At 37.2% G+C, this 15,940-nt stretch carries 18 protein-coding genes; 11 read left to right on the plus strand and 7 right to left on the minus strand.

Going from position 1 to position 15,940, the window contains the following annotated elements; all coding sequences use genetic code 11:
• Positions 1 to 20 precede the first annotated feature (20 nt).
• Positions 21 to 1,283 carry a group II intron reverse transcriptase/maturase gene (gene ltrA, locus A6754_RS10955; protein WP_066445113.1) on the minus strand — a complete coding sequence of 421 codons (1,263 nt, stop codon included), beginning with the start codon at positions 1,281 to 1,283 and terminating at the stop codon, positions 21 to 23.
• 590 nt (positions 1,284 to 1,873) lie between these two features.
• Positions 1,874 to 1,996, minus strand: coding sequence for a sporulation histidine kinase inhibitor Sda (sda, locus tag A6754_RS10960; RefSeq protein WP_371806975.1), 123 nt, complete (start codon positions 1,994 to 1,996; stop codon positions 1,874 to 1,876).
• A 202-nt stretch (positions 1,997 to 2,198) separates the two neighbouring features.
• Between sda and A6754_RS10965 the strand changes: the two genes are divergently transcribed.
• The 6 genes from A6754_RS10965 (at position 2,199) to A6754_RS10985 (ending at position 6,730) form a co-directional block, all read left to right on the plus strand.
• Entirely contained in the window at positions 2,199 to 2,957 is a 759-nt protein-coding gene (locus A6754_RS10965; protein WP_066445117.1) for a VOC family protein, read from the plus strand.
• Positions 2,958 to 3,186: 229 nt separating this feature from the next.
• Complete coding sequence (locus A6754_RS10970; protein ID WP_180320282.1) at positions 3,187 to 4,824, plus strand: AMP-binding protein; 1,638 nt, start codon at positions 3,187 to 3,189, stop codon at positions 4,822 to 4,824.
• 125 nt (positions 4,825 to 4,949) lie between these two features.
• Positions 4,950 to 5,120: a hypothetical protein gene (locus tag A6754_RS22775; RefSeq protein ID WP_156495765.1), complete on the plus strand. Its 171-nt coding sequence runs from the start codon at positions 4,950 to 4,952 to the stop codon at positions 5,118 to 5,120.
• 130 nt (positions 5,121 to 5,250) lie between these two features.
• Entirely contained in the window at positions 5,251 to 6,117 is an 867-nt protein-coding gene (locus A6754_RS10975) for a gamma-glutamylcyclotransferase (RefSeq protein WP_066445123.1), read from the plus strand.
• A gap of 123 nt (positions 6,118 to 6,240) precedes the next feature.
• Positions 6,241 to 6,495 (plus strand): hypothetical protein, encoded by a 255-nt coding sequence (locus tag A6754_RS10980; protein ID WP_066445125.1) that lies wholly within the window; start codon positions 6,241 to 6,243, stop codon positions 6,493 to 6,495.
• A 31-nt stretch (positions 6,496 to 6,526) separates the two neighbouring features.
• Positions 6,527 to 6,730 carry a DUF6501 family protein gene (locus tag A6754_RS10985; RefSeq protein WP_066445130.1) on the plus strand — a complete coding sequence of 68 codons (204 nt, stop codon included), beginning with the start codon at positions 6,527 to 6,529 and terminating at the stop codon, positions 6,728 to 6,730.
• 161 nt (positions 6,731 to 6,891) lie between these two features.
• Here the strand turns inward: A6754_RS10985 and A6754_RS10990 are convergent, their stop codons facing one another.
• Positions 6,892 to 7,509, minus strand: a complete 618-nt coding sequence (locus tag A6754_RS10990) for a YhcN/YlaJ family sporulation lipoprotein (protein WP_082851663.1) — start codon at positions 7,507 to 7,509, stop codon at positions 6,892 to 6,894.
• Between the two features lie 115 nt (positions 7,510 to 7,624).
• Here A6754_RS10990 and A6754_RS10995 point away from each other — a divergent pair, with 115 nt between their 5' ends.
• Complete coding sequence (locus A6754_RS10995; protein ID WP_066445132.1) at positions 7,625 to 8,008, plus strand: fluoride efflux transporter FluC; 384 nt, start codon at positions 7,625 to 7,627, stop codon at positions 8,006 to 8,008.
• A complete protein-coding gene (locus tag A6754_RS11000) occupies positions 8,005 to 8,361 on the plus strand; it encodes a fluoride efflux transporter FluC (RefSeq protein WP_066445134.1) in 357 nt (118 codons plus the stop codon). Before A6754_RS10995 ends, A6754_RS11000 begins: the two co-directional genes overlap by 4 nt.
• A 60-nt stretch (positions 8,362 to 8,421) precedes the next feature.
• Here the strand turns inward: A6754_RS11000 and yidC are convergent, their stop codons facing one another.
• Both yidC and A6754_RS11010 read right to left on the minus strand, forming a co-directional pair.
• Positions 8,422 to 9,204 carry a membrane protein insertase YidC gene (gene yidC / locus A6754_RS11005; protein ID WP_066445136.1) on the minus strand — a complete coding sequence of 261 codons (783 nt, stop codon included), beginning with the start codon at positions 9,202 to 9,204 and terminating at the stop codon, positions 8,422 to 8,424.
• 29 nt (positions 9,205 to 9,233) lie between these two features.
• Positions 9,234 to 9,527 (minus strand): hypothetical protein, encoded by a 294-nt coding sequence (locus A6754_RS11010; RefSeq protein WP_066445138.1) that lies wholly within the window; start codon positions 9,525 to 9,527, stop codon positions 9,234 to 9,236.
• A gap of 328 nt (positions 9,528 to 9,855) precedes the next feature.
• Here A6754_RS11010 and A6754_RS11015 point away from each other — a divergent pair, with 328 nt between their 5' ends.
• The 3 genes from A6754_RS11015 to cyoE all read left to right on the plus strand — a co-directional run bounded on the left by A6754_RS11015 (position 9,856) and on the right by cyoE (position 13,907).
• Complete coding sequence (locus A6754_RS11015) at positions 9,856 to 10,782, plus strand: lysylphosphatidylglycerol synthase domain-containing protein (RefSeq protein ID WP_066445142.1); 927 nt, start codon at positions 9,856 to 9,858, stop codon at positions 10,780 to 10,782.
• Positions 10,783 to 10,827: 45 nt separating this feature from the next.
• Positions 10,828 to 12,846 carry a class I SAM-dependent methyltransferase gene (locus tag A6754_RS11020; protein ID WP_066445144.1) on the plus strand — a complete coding sequence of 673 codons (2,019 nt, stop codon included), beginning with the start codon at positions 10,828 to 10,830 and terminating at the stop codon, positions 12,844 to 12,846.
• 140 nt (positions 12,847 to 12,986) lie between these two features.
• Positions 12,987 to 13,907 carry a heme o synthase gene (cyoE, locus tag A6754_RS11025; RefSeq protein WP_066451579.1) on the plus strand — a complete coding sequence of 307 codons (921 nt, stop codon included), beginning with the start codon at positions 12,987 to 12,989 and terminating at the stop codon, positions 13,905 to 13,907.
• 59 nt (positions 13,908 to 13,966) lie between these two features.
• On the opposite strand, the gene A6754_RS11030 is transcribed toward cyoE, so the two are convergent.
• Together A6754_RS11030 and A6754_RS11035 are read right to left on the minus strand one after the other, a co-directional pair.
• Positions 13,967 to 14,545, minus strand: coding sequence for a biotin transporter BioY (locus A6754_RS11030; protein ID WP_066445147.1), 579 nt, complete (start codon positions 14,543 to 14,545; stop codon positions 13,967 to 13,969).
• Between the two features lie 104 nt (positions 14,546 to 14,649).
• A complete protein-coding gene (locus tag A6754_RS11035) occupies positions 14,650 to 15,765 on the minus strand; it encodes a glycoside hydrolase domain-containing protein (RefSeq protein ID WP_066445149.1) in 1,116 nt (371 codons plus the stop codon).
• Positions 15,766 to 15,940 lie beyond the last annotated feature (175 nt).

Below are 15,940 nucleotides of genomic sequence, written 5' to 3' on the forward strand. Positions count from 1 at the left end.
TCCGTATACGGCGGTTCCGATTAAGTCGAACGCTGTAAGTCATATCTAGCAGAAATACTTTTTAACCCAAGGGAAAGCCAGTAGGCTTTCCCTAATGTTTTATGAAGAATTGGACTTTTGGATATCCTCCAATAAGCCTTTCTTGTATTTCCCCATTCATATGCTTTCCCTTTCGAAACACCTAGTTTAATAAGTTTCTTGACCTTCGTTTGGGGAAGTTTCCATTCCTTCCATCGAATCATTCTTAACCTTCGATTAAGCCATCCTTCGAGTTTTGCGATTACTGAACGGGTATCTGCTAAATGATAATAATTAACCCATCCCACTAGATATTGGTTAAGGTTATGAATCCTATCTTCCATGGCAATTGACCTTCGTCTGCTTGTAAGCTTTCTTATTTTATCTTTAAACCGTTTAACTGATTGGGGAGATATTCTCACCTTCGGTTTTAGATTACTTGTAAAACTGAACCCAAGAAATTTCCTTTTCCAAGGGCGGTCTACAGCACTTTTATCCTTGTTAACCTTCAGTTTAAGATTCCTCTCGATAAAATGGGTCATTGCCTTCATAACTCTTTCTCCAGCTCTTTTAGATTTCACATAGATATTACAATCATCGGCGTAGCGGACAAAGCGATGTCCTCTGCGCTCCAGTTCTTTATCCAGTTCATCCAACACAATATTCGAAAGTAAAGGGCTTAAAGGTCCACCTTGCGGTGTCCCCTCAAGGTTAGGACTGACAAGTCCGCCTTCCATAACACCAGAGGTTAAGAACCGTCTTATTAGTTTGAGGAGAGTATTATCCTTTATCCTCATGGCTAATTTACTCATTAATCTATCGTGGTTAACCTTGTCAAAGAACTTTTCAAGGTCAATGTCGACTACCCATCGATAACCCTCTTCTATATAGCTTTGGGCTAATTTAACAGCCTGGTGCGCTCGCCTGTTAGGGCGAAAGCCGAAGCTACATTCAGAGAAACTAGGGTCATACATTCTGGTAAGCACTTGGGTGATTGCTTGTTGAATGAAACGGTCTGTCACGGTTGGGATTCCCAGTTTCCTCTTCCCTTTGCCGTCTGGTTTCGGGATTTCGACTCGACGGACGGGGGATGGGATATAGGTTCCCTCGAAGAGGGATTTTCGCAGTTCGCTCCAGTTGAGCATAATATGTCCACGAAGAGCAGTGACGGGCATTTCGTCCACTCCATGTTTTCCCTTATTCTTTTCTACTCTTTTAATCGCATTAAGTAGGTTTTCCCGTGACATGATTCGTTCCATTAACATTGATATAACCTCCCGCGTAAATAGGTGTTCTGTTTGTGTCCTTTTCATTCTCCACCCTGTTTAATGACCCCCGCGGATTCACCGTTTCTTTCATTAAACAGGTACTATGTTTTCTGTTTCATCGAATGGAAAGATACGCCTAGTTCCTATTTTCCATAACCGGTTCAGCCCTTCCTTATCCTCTTAAGCGAATAAGTACTATGGCTTCTGCTGACGCCTGTCGTTCAACTTATCCTCACGGATAGGCTTACCGCATGAGTACGGCATATCGACAGGTTCTCCCCGGGTAAGAGTACAGACTTTCCTTCCATGTCTCCGCCTCATTTACTATGTGACACCTTTGGCAGTATGGACTTTGTCTTGTATTGCAGACTCACCCAATGTCATCTAGCCTCATATGAGATTCGTGTTCCTCAGAGCGGAAGTTTGCCGCCGACTTCCTTCAGATAGGAGGGTCACCCCGCATATCCTTGTCTTAAGCTACGGCTACTACTGCCTTCGCCGTTCGGGACTCGCACCCTAGAGCCTGCACCCATGCCGGGCACACAATAAAAAAGAACGGAAGAGGATCTTCCGTTCTTTTCGTATTATTAATCTTTAAATGGCTTTAATCCGCGTCTTTGAATTTCTGACTTTAACATTCTAATCCATTCCTCTTCAGACCCTGACTTTAATGCATCACGATACGAGACGACCAACTGTTCATTACTCATAATTTTCAATGTGCATACCTCCTGGTTAAATGGATTGAATTTTCTATCTTTTGTTCATTGTAAAGGATGTGTTAAGATTTGAAAAGCAATATGTTCGTAAAATTTACAAAAGGAATGAATTACCACTATTTCCAGGATCCTATCCTGCTTGCCTTAAGAATGATAAAATAAGGATTATGTTTTAAATAGAGGGGGACTAAATGTGAATATTACATTAGATCATGTCGTTCATTTTATAGCAGAAACACCACAGAATATTGTAGATACGTTTCAGAATAAAGGAATACATGCTGTAGCAGGAGGAAGCCATCAAAGTTGGGGAACATACAATAGTCTTCTGTATACGGCATCCTCATATATTGAATTCTTTGCAATTGAACATGATGAAATTGCAGCAGAAAGTGATAATCCTTTAGTAAAACATCTTAGAGAGAAAATAAAAAAGAAAGAAGGCATTGGGCAGATTTGCTTTAGAACAGATAATATTAATAATCTGCAGCAGCACCTGCACAATCAAGACCTTAAAACACTGCCTATATTTGATGGCAGCAGAGTACGTGATGATGGAAAACGAATACAATGGAAGATGCTTTTTATTGAGGAGACGGATCCTTCTATACCATTTCCATTTTTCATCGAATGGGCCGAGAATGATGATATTAGATTAGCAGAATTAAAGAATTCAGGGTTTATTCACCCAACACTTGAAAATAGTTATATTGAGTTGATACAATGGCCGGTACCTGATTATAAACAAGCAGCACGCTCTTTGAGTCCTTTATTTCAAGAAAAAATGGTCATAAATGATGCTATGCAAATCACACAGATAACAGCTGGAAAGACTAAAATTCAACTGTTTTCAGAAGATGGTCAAGAATCGTTGATAAAAGAATGTAAAATCAAAATAAGTCCTCCACTCAAAAACGGACCACTTTATGTAAACGGAGTAGTATATGAATAAGCCGTAATTGGCATCCATTATAAATGGTTTCAAAAAAATGAAGTGAATATAAAGCTTCATTTTTTTTATTTATATAATTTGTGTAGTATAAGATATTTTAAAATCTATTAAGAATATAAGTGCAAAGAAAGTATAATAAATATTGAATATTATAAATTTTTTGATATTATAATATGAAAGCGCTTTAATAAACAAATTATTGAAAGAAAGGGCTGGGTATATGAACGGATTGATGAACAAAACAGTAGGGCAATTGCTTGAGGAGAAGGCTGCGCTGTATCCAGAAAAGCAAGCCCTAATTTATTCTGATCGAAATTTACGACTTACCTACCAACAATTCAATGAATCATGTAATAAAGCTGCAAAGGGATTCATGAAGCTTGGAATTAATAAAGGTGATCATCTTGCAGTTTGGTCCAGTAATATTCCCGAATGGGTAACGACTCAGTTTGCAACCGGGAAAATGGGGGCTGTGTTGATTACGGTAAATACAAATTACCGAAAAGCTGAGCTTGAATATTTGCTGAAGCAATCAGATACCTCAACACTAATATTAATGGAAACATATCGGGATACCTCATATATTGAGATGTTATATGAGCTTGTTCCTGAATTGGCAGATGCAGAAAAAGGAAACCTAATGATTGAGAGATTTCCATATTTAAAGAATGTGATTGTAATAGGAGAAAATAACTATCCTGGTACATACAAGTGGAATGAAGTAATAGAGATGGGCATAGCTGTTACAGATGAAGAGTTGGAGGAGCGTCAGAAAAGCCTTCAAAGTGATGATGTCATTAATATGCAATATACATCTGGTACAACAGGATTTCCAAAAGGAGTAATGCTTACCCATTCAAATATTATAAACAACGCTTTTCAAATCGCAGGCTGTATGAAGCTTACAGAAGATGATAAATTGTGTATACCTGTGCCGTTTTTTCATTGTTTTGGATGTGTGATTGGCACACTTGCGAGTGTTTCTGTAGGTGCTGCCATGGTGCCAGTTCAAGAATTTAATGCTGCAGAGGTATTGAAAACGGTAGAGAAAGAGAAGTGTACAGCTTTGCATGGAGTGCCGACAATGTTTATTGCGGAATTAAATGACCCTCATTTTGCCACTTATGATCTTAGCTCATTAAGAACAGGCGTTATGGCCGGCTCAAACTGTCCCATTGAAGTGATGAAGGATGTTATTCATAAAATGGGTGCAGCTGAGATTACCATTTGTTATGGACAGACTGAATCCTCCCCTGTAATTACGCAAACAAGAGCCAATGATCCACTTGAACTAAGAGTTGAAACGGTAGGAAGAGCATTGCCCATGGTTGAAGTGAAAATTACAGAACCAGGTACCAGCAAAGAATTGCCAATTGGCATGCAGGGAGAACTTTGTACAAGAGGATATCATGTAATGAAGGGTTATTATAAAAACCCAGAAGCCACCAAGAATGCCATTGATGAAGAAGGCTGGCTTCATACTGGAGACTTGGCTGTTATGGATGAGAACGGATATTGTAAAATAACCGGGAGACTTAAGGATATGATTATTCGTGGCGGTGAAAATATTTATCCGCGTGAGATTGAAGAATTTTTATATACTCATCCCGCCATCTTGGATGTGCAAGTAGTTGGCGTGCCAGATGCAGTATATGGAGAAGAAGTAGCGGCGTGGATCATCCTCAAAGAGAATGCCAATCTCAATGAAGAGTTATTACGTTCTTTTTGTGCTGGCCGTATCTCTCGCCACAAGATTCCGCGTTATATTGAATTTACAGAATCTTATCCAATGACTGCTTCAGGTAAAATTCAAAAATATAAGCTCAGAGAGCAATCTATTGAAAAGAAGACACATCAAAATTTATAACATTATAGGTTCCTTTCACCTCACCCAAAAGATGTATGAATGTTCATTCTTCGTGCCAATGTGAACAGGATGTATCGTTACTATAATGAAATGGAAGGTGTTGAGGCAAGAAAGGAGCAACCACAATGAATATTGATATCTTTACAATGGAAATGCTTAAAAAAGAAAGAGAAGAAGAACTAAAGGGCATTCTCGATAACATTCATTTAAATAAAGTGAAGAAACCTGCATTTTGTAAACTGCCTATTATAAAAAAAATTGACTATTGTCAATGTAAGTGCTTAATGGCTCAGTAGATCAATACAATTTTGTCTATTAAGCTCCTGAACCTTCATTTCTGCCCCTTTAAACAGCGGATATTTTAAAAGGATTTTGTTTTTACGCTGGAGAATAAGGTAAAGAGAAGAAGGTAAGGGGGCTATATTTGTGAGTGATAAATACAAACTGTTTGTTTATGGAACCTTGAGAAAGCACGAACAAAATCATTTTCTATTAGATGACAGCAGATGCCTTGCTCAGCAGGCATGGGTATATGGAGAGTTATTTGATACTGGGTTAGGCTATCCGACAATGAAGGGATCACATTTAGAAAATAAGGTATATGGCGAGCTATATGAAATCAATCCTGAGCAATTTAAAGAGCTGGACGAGCTGGAAGATTATATACCTGGTGATCCGGATAATTTATATAACCGAATAGAACAAGAAATCCATACAGATTCAGGCATAGAACATGCATTTGTTTATGTATCTAATCGAGATGATCTTTTAGTTAAGCCAATCGTTCATGGTGATTGGAAGCTAAATAGACTATTGGAGAGGAAACCAGACAAAATATTTTATTTTGCTTATGGTTCTTGCATGGATATGGAACGTTTTAAGGCAGCAAAAGCAGATCAATATTTCCGCACCATTCGGGGAGTTGGTATGTTAAAAGGATATTCAATGAAATATGTATTTCCAGGTGTTGATGGAGGAAGAGCAGATATAGTGGAAAATGGCGGTGAAACGGAAGGTATTTTATATGAGATTCCCTATGATGGTGTTGAATATTTGTTCCAGAGAGAAGGGTTTTATGGGGGATGGTATCGACCGGTTTTCGTCGACATAGACTTGTTCGATGGAAGGAGAATTACAAATGTCTTAACCTTCCATGTTTACAACAAAAAAGAAGAAATAGCACCACCTCTTCATTACGCAGCAGAAATACTGAGAGGAGCAAAAGGGAGGCTTAGTGAAAAGTATTTTGCACAGCTGGAGGAGCAGTTAAAAGGCTTAGGTTTAGACATTTAATAAACCATAGTTATTCATTCAAAATGTACATGCACATCATGCAAAATCAGTGTGCAAAATGTTTAATACATGCTGAGCTGGTGGTAAAGATAGATGCCAACAGCTTAGAAAGAAGGTCATTTAATGAATACTATTGCAGATATCGGATTAATTGAAATTGAATACAACCATCAGCAATATGAAAATATGGAATTCATTAGAGTCGATCGCATACAGAATATAACATATATTACTCTTAAACATGTGTTAACAGGTGAAATGTATACATTTGAGGAAAATAAGATCCAATCTATTCGCAAAAAGATGAAAATAATGCCTCAAAAGACTCTACAACCGCAAAATCAGCTTGCAGATAATGATTCATATTCTTTATACTAAGAGAGAATGGAATATGAAGGAGTGTCATACAATGATTCATCAAACATGGAATGAAAAACCTACACTTAAAAAAGTAAAATGTGTTCATACAAATGCAGCCAAATATATTGTGAACAGAGCCTTAACAGCTGGAAAAACGTATGATGTTAAAAACGAAACGGAGGAGTTCTATTTCCTCGTTGATAACTCCGGAAAAGTTAGCGGTTTTTATAAAGATTACTTTGAAGAGATGTAATGAGTGATTATAAAATGCAGGCTTGTACTTGTTTTTAGTACATAGTGGCACACAACCATCTGGTTATGATATACATCTCTATTTTAAAATGATAAGAAAAGGCAAGCTGCAAAACTTCAGCTTGCCTTTTATCATGGGAAAATGAATGGTGCTATAGATGGTCAGTCATTTTGAGTTGGAAAAATTCTGCGCACCATTTCGTTAAATTCATCAAAGAATCCTTCTGCTGGTTCCCCATTGCGGATATCATCAGCGTAGGTTGTCATACGATTATTAAAATCTGGATCAAATGATACATATACATTATTGATATCCTGGTCAACCGACTTAACTTGATCAGAAATTTTATTTTCCAGTGTACCTCTTGTCTCTAGGTTCCTGACATCCTCAAGTGAAGCTGCAACATAGGCGTTATTATCTGTGACAATGACATTGGCGCGATCAACTTCCTGCATATCTGTAATTTTGTCCGCTACACGATCAGCAACCTTCATAGATCGGTTGATTTCATCATCGGCATTGTTAACTCTATCGCCGCCATTTAAACGGTAGTCGTTAAGCTCTTGATTGCCATTATTATTTATATTATAGGATCGTGTATTGCCATTATTTTCATTTGTTCTGTTCATTCGGTCATTATTTTCATAATTTACACGAAGGGGTTCGTTTAGGTTTCTATCATCAAATGCAGTATCATTGAGGTTGTTGTTATTGGCACCACATGCTGATAGCATAATGGCTGCAAAAGCTGTCCCAATTAGTGCTTTTTTGTTTATCAACTGGATCACTCCTTCTCTTCATTATCTTTTTTAGAATGTGTAAAATACATTTAGTTATGTAAGATGTTAAAGTGGGAGTTAAAGGCAATCGGGATATAGTAAGGAGTTTTTAGTATTGACGTATATATATGTTGGCGTTGGCGGAATGATTGGAAGTGTAATGCGCTTTTTTATTGCGTCATTGCCATTTAGTACAGTTCATTCATTTCCATTTGCTACTTTTTTAACCAATATGTTAGGTTCATTCCTATTAGGCATACTTGTTACAAATTCGGCAAGGTTAAAGATAAACCGGCACCATCAGCTTCTCTTAGGAACTGGAGCTATTGGTTCTTTTACAACCTTGTCAGCAGTGAGTGCTGAAACAGCAAGGTTAATATCTGAAGGAGAACAATTAATTGCATTTATTTATATTTTCTCTTGCGCACTTGGAGGGATTTTGGCAGCTGCTCTGGGATTGAAATTTGTAGTAAAGCGCAAGGAGGAGACTCATTCATGACCATCCTTTTAGTTGCTGCAGGTGGTTTTTTAGGGGCTGTTTGCCGGTATTGGGTGTCTATATTCTTTTCAAGCAGAACCAATAGCAGAATCCCATATGGCACACTTTCGGTTAATTTGATTGGGTCCTTTTTATTGGGCTTGCTTGCAGGCAGCGGTTTGAAAGGGGATCTCTATGCCTTATCTGCAATAGGGTTTTTGGGGGGATTTACCACTTTCTCAACACTTTCGATTGAGCTTGTAAACATGTTTAAACATAAAGATTATGCTTCTTTTTTCTTCTACTTGAGTATCAGCTACTTTGGTGGCATCTGTTGTGCGTTTACTGGGATGCTGCTAATCATGGCTGGTTAGAAGAGAAGCTGAAATATACAATCGCAGCAAAAAAGCGCAGAATCACTCTGCGCTTTTTGTTTATGCTTCATTATTAACTAGACCAGATGGTTCTTTCTTCTGCTGATATAGCTTGCGTCCTAACCAGGATTGGAACATTAAGAAAATGCCTCCAACCGTCCAGTAAAGCGGCAGAGCAGCAGGTGCATTTAACGAAATAAACACGATCATGATTGGAGAAAGCAATCCCATAAATTTCATTTGCTGCTGCTGAGCAGCAGGCAAACTTGTTTGAGTAAGCTTGAATTGCAGAAAGTAGACAATACCAGCTAATACTGTAATCCATATATCTGACTCTCCAAGGTTAAACCAAAGAAAAGAATGTGTGGCAATTTCCTCTGATCCTCGAATAGCATAATAAAAGCCCATTAATATTGGCGTTTGAATAAGCATAGGCAGACAGCCAATGTTAAGCGGGTTGACTCCATGCTTTTGGTAAAGCCCCATCATCTCTTGCTGAAGCTTTTGCTGTTCTTTCTGGTTCTTTGTTTCTTTTAACTTCTTTTGAATCTTTTCCATTTCAGGCTTCAGAAGGTCCATTTTTTCTTTCATAACCTGCTGGTTCTTATATTGTTTCATCATCAGCGGCATTAATAACAGCCTAACTGCTAATGTAATAATGATAATAGCAATCCCAAAATTATCATTAAAAAACATGCCAACATAATGAATGGAAACAGCAAATGGGTTAACAAAGACGGTATGGAAGAAACCTCCGTCACTTCCCTGCGATTGACAGCCTGCAAGCAGTGCTGCTGATAAAATAATCATCGTAAACATTAAAAGCTTTTTGTTTAATTTCAAGTATGTTCAATTCCCTTCTGTTTTTCATTTTAGTGATTGAAACAGATAGGGAGGTGTGATGCTGTATCGTCATTTGGTGCTTCTTTTCTGCGGATACAAACAAATAGGAACCGCAATTCAAAGTTTACATTTAAAGAGTCACTAATTTTTAAAATATAATCCTCTATATGAAGTGAAAACTGCTTCTGATATTTATTGGGCTTCAAATGAATGGATTCTGTATTCCAAACCCATGCAAATTTAGCAGTAAAGACGATGAATAAACTAGCATATAATGTGTAATGTGCATAGTTGTTGCTAATTTCTAATATAAAATCCGTCATTTATTCACCTCTTTTTTCTCACACCATTTGTTTGTTATATCACAAATTATACAGCAATTTTCCTCTAACCACAATGGCAGGAGCAAGAAGCGATATAGCTGACACGATTGGCAAGATCGCCATTATAAGTGAGTTTATATTGTGCATAAAGAAAGTCAGTTACAAAAAAGCTATCTGTGAGATGTAAAGCAATACAGTTTAGGAAGGATCAGTTTATTCCTTTTTTAGGGTTGCTATTGGGGAAGTTTTCCTTATATCATTAAATGGCTGACTTTCCTTATTGCAATTATTTGACGGAAAGTTCACTAGGAAGAATTGGAGGAGTAATTTGTCTATTATTAAAAAGAAACACGTTGTAACAATAGCAAAAGTGATTATTCCGCTGGTGATCTTGGGGATCATTTATTATGAAGCTCAGGGGATTATGAAGGATTTTAATTGGAGTTTGTTAAATTTGTATATGGACAGGCTGTCTGTTCAGCATATTATTTATATCTTTATTCTCGGTCTCATTGCACTTTTTCCTATGTATTATTATGATGTTATTCTTGTAAAGTTATTCAAGATCGAAATCTCAAATAGGAAACTGTTTTGGATGTCGTTATCCGCTAATGGATATTCGAATTTAGTGGGATTTGGCGGTGTTGCAGGAGCAACATTACGTTCAATGTATTTTCGGCGCTATGTTCAAAATGACGTTCCATATATTAAAATTATTGCCAAGCTGTCATTATTTTATTTAACCGGTCTATCTATTTTATCTTTTTTAATTATCTTATTTGACGGCCGTTTTTTAAATGAAATGAAAATGGCAAAAATTGCGGTCATTGCTGTGGCAGCCTATACACCAATATTGTTTGTTATTTTCTCTCTTCGTAAGAGTACATGGAATCTTGAAAACGTTAAAAAGTCTTATCTTGGAGAGCTTTTACTGATCTCTTTCTTCGAATGGCTCTTTGTAGTGATCTGTATTTGGGGAATATCCAATATTTTGGGTGTGCATATTTCACTTCTTTCTATTTTACCTATTGTGATTTTATCTTCATGTGTTGGAATTATCAGCATGATTCCAGGTGGAATAGGATCATTCGATTTTGTTTTTTTAATAGGGATGGAATTTTATGGAGTTCAAGCGGAATTGTGTTTATTAATTCTTTTATTTTACCGGTTAAGTTATTATTTGTTTCCTGCCATTCTAAGTACTCCATTTGTTTTGAATGAACTATTTCGGAATCAGCGAAAGAATTATTTATAGAGTTAACATAAATAGAAGGTTAATAAAAGCATTGGGGGAATTGTTTTGCATCAAACTCATTTTGAAATTATACATGCTTACAAAAATAATGAACATACGGGAGTATTGCCCGATTGGCTTGATATGATTGTTTCAGCAGAAGAGATCACGCAAAATTATGAGTCAGTCGAAGCTGTGAATCATATGAGTTCATCTCACCTTTTTGATTATGTTTATCGTACTCTTGCTATTCTTGAGGAAATAAAAGGTGAGCGGGATGAAATTTATTACATGCTATCTACAGTTCTGGCTTATAGTGAAATTTCAAAAGGCGGCAGTTACAGTCAAAGGAAAAGATGGAGTGATCAGGGCTATCAGCTTCAAATTCACAATGAAGCATCTGCTCATATCTTTAACGATCTTGTTTTTTATGAAAATCCTGAACGAAAGGATCTGACTTTTCAGCTGATTTTCACACATGGATTAATTGGTCAATACATAAGAGGGGAGTCCCGGCTTCAATCCTCAATAAAATTAATTGTTAGCTTAAAGAAGTTTTATCATGACAAACAAATAAGAGAAATGCTTATGATGTTAAATGAGTGTATTATCAGGGCGGTGTCTGAAAAAATATGGAGTGAAGTAAAAGATGAAGCAGCAGAGATCATTGACCATATAATAGATGGAGAAATAAAGCAAACCTCCAGAGAACGTCTCTTCAGGTTAACAGAAGGCAAGTATATCGAGGGAGAGATGAACCCTTCTATTGAAGCGTTAATTGAACATGCTGATATTTGGTATGCTGCAGCTGCCTTACATGATTTTTCTCTTTTAGATATATTCACTATTATGGAATTAGCTGCAGATCATACAGCTTCTTTACAGATAAGGCATATTCATTTTGGAGAATTTATGGTGCAAATGCATTATGACTATAAAGGGATTAAACATACAAATATTTATCGAAAACGAGTTATTGAGAAATATTTGCTGGAATATCGTCAATCCATGAAACCAGATGAGACACATGTGTCATTTAAGATGGATTATGATAAAGAGGCACAGTGCGCCTTCATTTCCTTTGCATTTTCTGATGTTGGCGAAGCTTTAATCCGTTTTTGCGTAGAGGCAGAAAAAGTGGATTTGATGCATTCCAGAGCAACCATCATGTTATTTGACTTTTTTGGCCTAAGAAGAGATGCGTATGACCGCTTTCACAATGAACAGGAATATTTAGAAGGTATGAACAAAGCAGCAGATGATAAGCGGATCATTCTCGATTATTTAAAAGGAAACAAAATAGTCGATATCGGTCCAGGCGGCGGCATAATGCTTGATATGATTGAAAGAGAGACAACGAATAAAGATATTATAGGTATTGATATTGCTGAAAATGTGATCGAAAATCTGCTGAAGAAAAAGGATGAAGAGCAGCACACATGGCATGTCATGAAGGGTGATGCACTTCAGTTAGCAGATACATTTTCTGCTGAATCTGTTGATACGATTATCTTTTCTTCGATTTTACATGAACTATTTTCTTATATCCCGTTCAAGGGCCGCAGGTTTAACCATGAGGTAATTGGTGAGGCCCTGCAAAGTGCATTCTCAGTTTTAAAGCCAGGGGGAAGAATTATTATAAGAGATGGGATCATGTCGGAGAATAAAGATGAATTCAGAAGAATCCGTTTTAAGGATGAGAAATGGATGACCTATTTAGAACAATATGCAAAAGAATTTAAAGGCAGAAAAATTACTTATGAAATAATAGCGGAAGATGAAGTGAAAATGCTGATTAACGATAGCATGGAGGCATTGTACACACTAACATGGGGACCAGAAGCCTTTGCACATGAAGTGCAGGAGCAATTTGGCTACTTTACACCGGCAGAATATGATGAATTTATTAAGAAAACACTAGGGGAAGAGGCAAAGATTATTTGTTTAAAGCATTATTTGCAGGAAGGATACCCCGTTCATTTAGGTGAGAAAATACTGTATATGGATGAGTTTGGAAGAGAAGTTGCTTTACCAGATAGTACATGCTTGATCGTTATTGAAAAGAGAGAAACTAATTATAACTAGGGAATTAAGGGGTATTGCCTAAATGGTTCTGTGAAGCTAGATGATTTTTGTCTTATAGGCATATTTTCCTCAGACTGCTTAGAATGTATGATACAATCCTTATATATAGTGATTACATGTAAAGGAAAGAATATGTGGTAATGGCAAATAAACATGAAGAGATAACAATACAGAAACAACCAATGACAAAAATTTTAGCTGCAACAGTTAAAACAGGAATTATAAAATCGAATCTAATTCCTATGTTTGCTGGACTTACATTGGCAATATACACGTATGATTTAGATCTTATAGATCAAATCCCGAATATATTTTTTGCCCTTATTGGTTCAATTTTAGTGATGGGAGCAGCTGGTGCATTTAATAACCTGTATGACCGGGATATTGATGCTGTAATGGAAAGAACAAAGCAAAGACCAACTGTTACAAATGAAATAACATTTTCTAAAGCATTATGGCTGGCAATCATTATGACAATCGCAGGAATTATTTCGCTAGCATTAGCCTCACCATTAGCTTCCATCATCGGTTTTGCGGGCTTGTTCTTATATGTGGTGCCATACACCATGTGGAGCAAGAGAAGAACCGTCTATAATACGGAAATCGGGAGTCTGTCTGGAGCTACACCTCCATTGATTGGCTGGGCTGCTATTAATCCTGAAATTACCCATCCAGCGGTATTAGGATTATTTATTATTACGATTATTTGGCAAATGCCGCATTTTTACGCAATTGGCATTCGCAGACATGATGAATATAAACGTGCTGGTGTGCCTATGCTTCCTGTTGTAAAAGGGATAAAACGGACATATTGGCAAACGAATTTTTATCTGGTTTTATTGATCTTAACAAGCTTTCTTTTTAGCTCTTTAAGCATGGGTTTAACACTTGTTTCTTTTCTGCTTGGAGGCGGATGGCTGGCTTTAAGTATTTACGGATATCATAAAATGGATCCGGAAAAATGGGCAAAAACAATGTTTATCTATTCGCTTTTGCATATGACCATTCTTTTTTCAACAGTCATAGTCTACTCGCTAGTAGGCACGATCTTTAATTTATAGGCAGAAATAAAAAGAAGCCAAGGCGTCTGAAGAACGCTTTGGCTTACTTTGTGTTTTATTTAAGCTGATTTCTTCGCTGTATACTCTGTAGGCAGTAAAAGCTTGGCAGATTGCAGCCGTTTCCTTACTAAAACACCAATCCATGCAGCCATTGCGGCTTTAATAAGACCAACAATGATGAATGGTGTAAATCCGCCGGCAATAGCAGCAAGCCAGGACATATCAGCAGCAATCTTTAGCCATACTGTACCGAAAATAAGTGCGATCAGCATACCGATTGTATTGGCGATCATTGCCTGTAAAAAGGTAAAAGCGGTTTTCTCCATATAAAAGCCCATTATAAAAACGGCAGGAATGAAGCCAATTAAATATCCGCCAGTTGGTCCAACAATGGTAGAAAGCCCACCTGAAAATTCCGCAAAGACAGGGACACCAGCAGCGCCAATCATTAAATATAAAAGAACAGAAAAAGTGCCATATTTTGCCCCTAAAATAGTTGCAGCAAGTCCGATTGCCAGTGTCTGGCCTGTAATCGGTACGGGAGGAATAGGAATGACCATCTGTGCCATCACACCGATCACTGCCGCAAATAGAGCGGTAACAATCATTGATCTAAGTTTAATTTGTTCGCTGTTCATATGTATCTCCCTTTCTAAATATGTAAACTATCTTTCTTTGTTAGTTTACATTATAAAGAAAAGGATGGTTTTTAGTCAACTAATTTTTATATTAAGTTTACTATTTAACTCCATAAATAATCGCTTAAAGCACCACGGAATAAGTTTGTATCAATATTGCATGTTTGAGCGTCAAGACCATATTGCCATCCATAGATTTGTGAACCTTCAGGAGCTTCTGGATTATATGCTGGCGCATTTTCCTTCGTCGTAATCCCTACCTGTGGAGAGGCGGTCCAAATAATCATATCATTCTGCAAGTCAGAATGATTTTCAGCCGCTGCAGCATATTCTGTAAATAATGCTCGTTCTGAATCAAATACCCCGTACACACCAGGAACATAAGAAGATTCACTTATTCCCTCATAATAACCGCGAATAAATTCACTATCTACCGGATAATTTGGTTCAATATCCGCAAAAATGGCAACTCCTTCTGGTATTCCAAGCTGCCTTGCTTCTTCAATTGCTTGTCTAGCTTCGTTTTGCCCATTTTCGTAGCCTGTGGCATTGGTGAAATGATTCCATATAATTAGGATTTCAATTCCTTCAGTATGAAGAAGTTCAATTTCTTCAGGGGTAATACCAGCAGATACACCTTCCTTTTCCCCTAAATATCGGCCCCAGATTGCTGGATCACCAAAATTTTCACGTACACAGGAAAGCAAGTCGTTTGTGGTTAGACTTGCCGAGTCTACACCCCAAACGACTTCTTCACTTCCGTTTCCGTTACCGCTGGCATTTTGATCGCTGCTGCTTTGATTCGAACTTTCTTCACTAGAATTCTGGTCATTTTCAGCATCATTACTCTCATCAGTGCTTTGATCTTGATTGGATGATGCACCATCAGTATTGTTTGTAATATCATTTTGAACGTTTACGTCGACATTAACGTTAATATTGTTAGTTATATTGTTATCAATTGAATTATTGTTTCCGTTTTCTATTTGATTATCTATCGAATTATTAATATTTGCTTTATCGCTATTAACATCATTTTCAACATTATTTATAACACCGTTTTCTCCGCCGCTAGCTGGTTCGGATTCCCCGGTTTCATTGGCATGCGTTTCTCCGCTTGGGTGATCTTCCTTACTATCAATAAAAGAAAATAGAAATATAGACACTACCGCTGCAGCAAATGCTGTGATGGCATAAGATAGCCATTTTTTTCGATTCAATGTTCCTTGCCTCCTTCGGCATATAGTTGTCAATACTTTGTGGGTAAGATCCATACATCCTATGCACAATGAGAGGGAGGCGTGAAAAAGCAAAAATTAGTGAGTAAGAGAAAAAAAATAGGGAAAATAAAGTAAAAGACTTTCTTTCTTGGAGAAGATTGCATATAATAAAATT

Origin of the sequence: Cytobacillus gottheilii (assembly GCF_001636345.1) — a bacterium.
Lineage (GTDB): Bacteria > Bacillota > Bacilli > Bacillales > Cytobacillaceae > Cytobacillus > Cytobacillus gottheilii.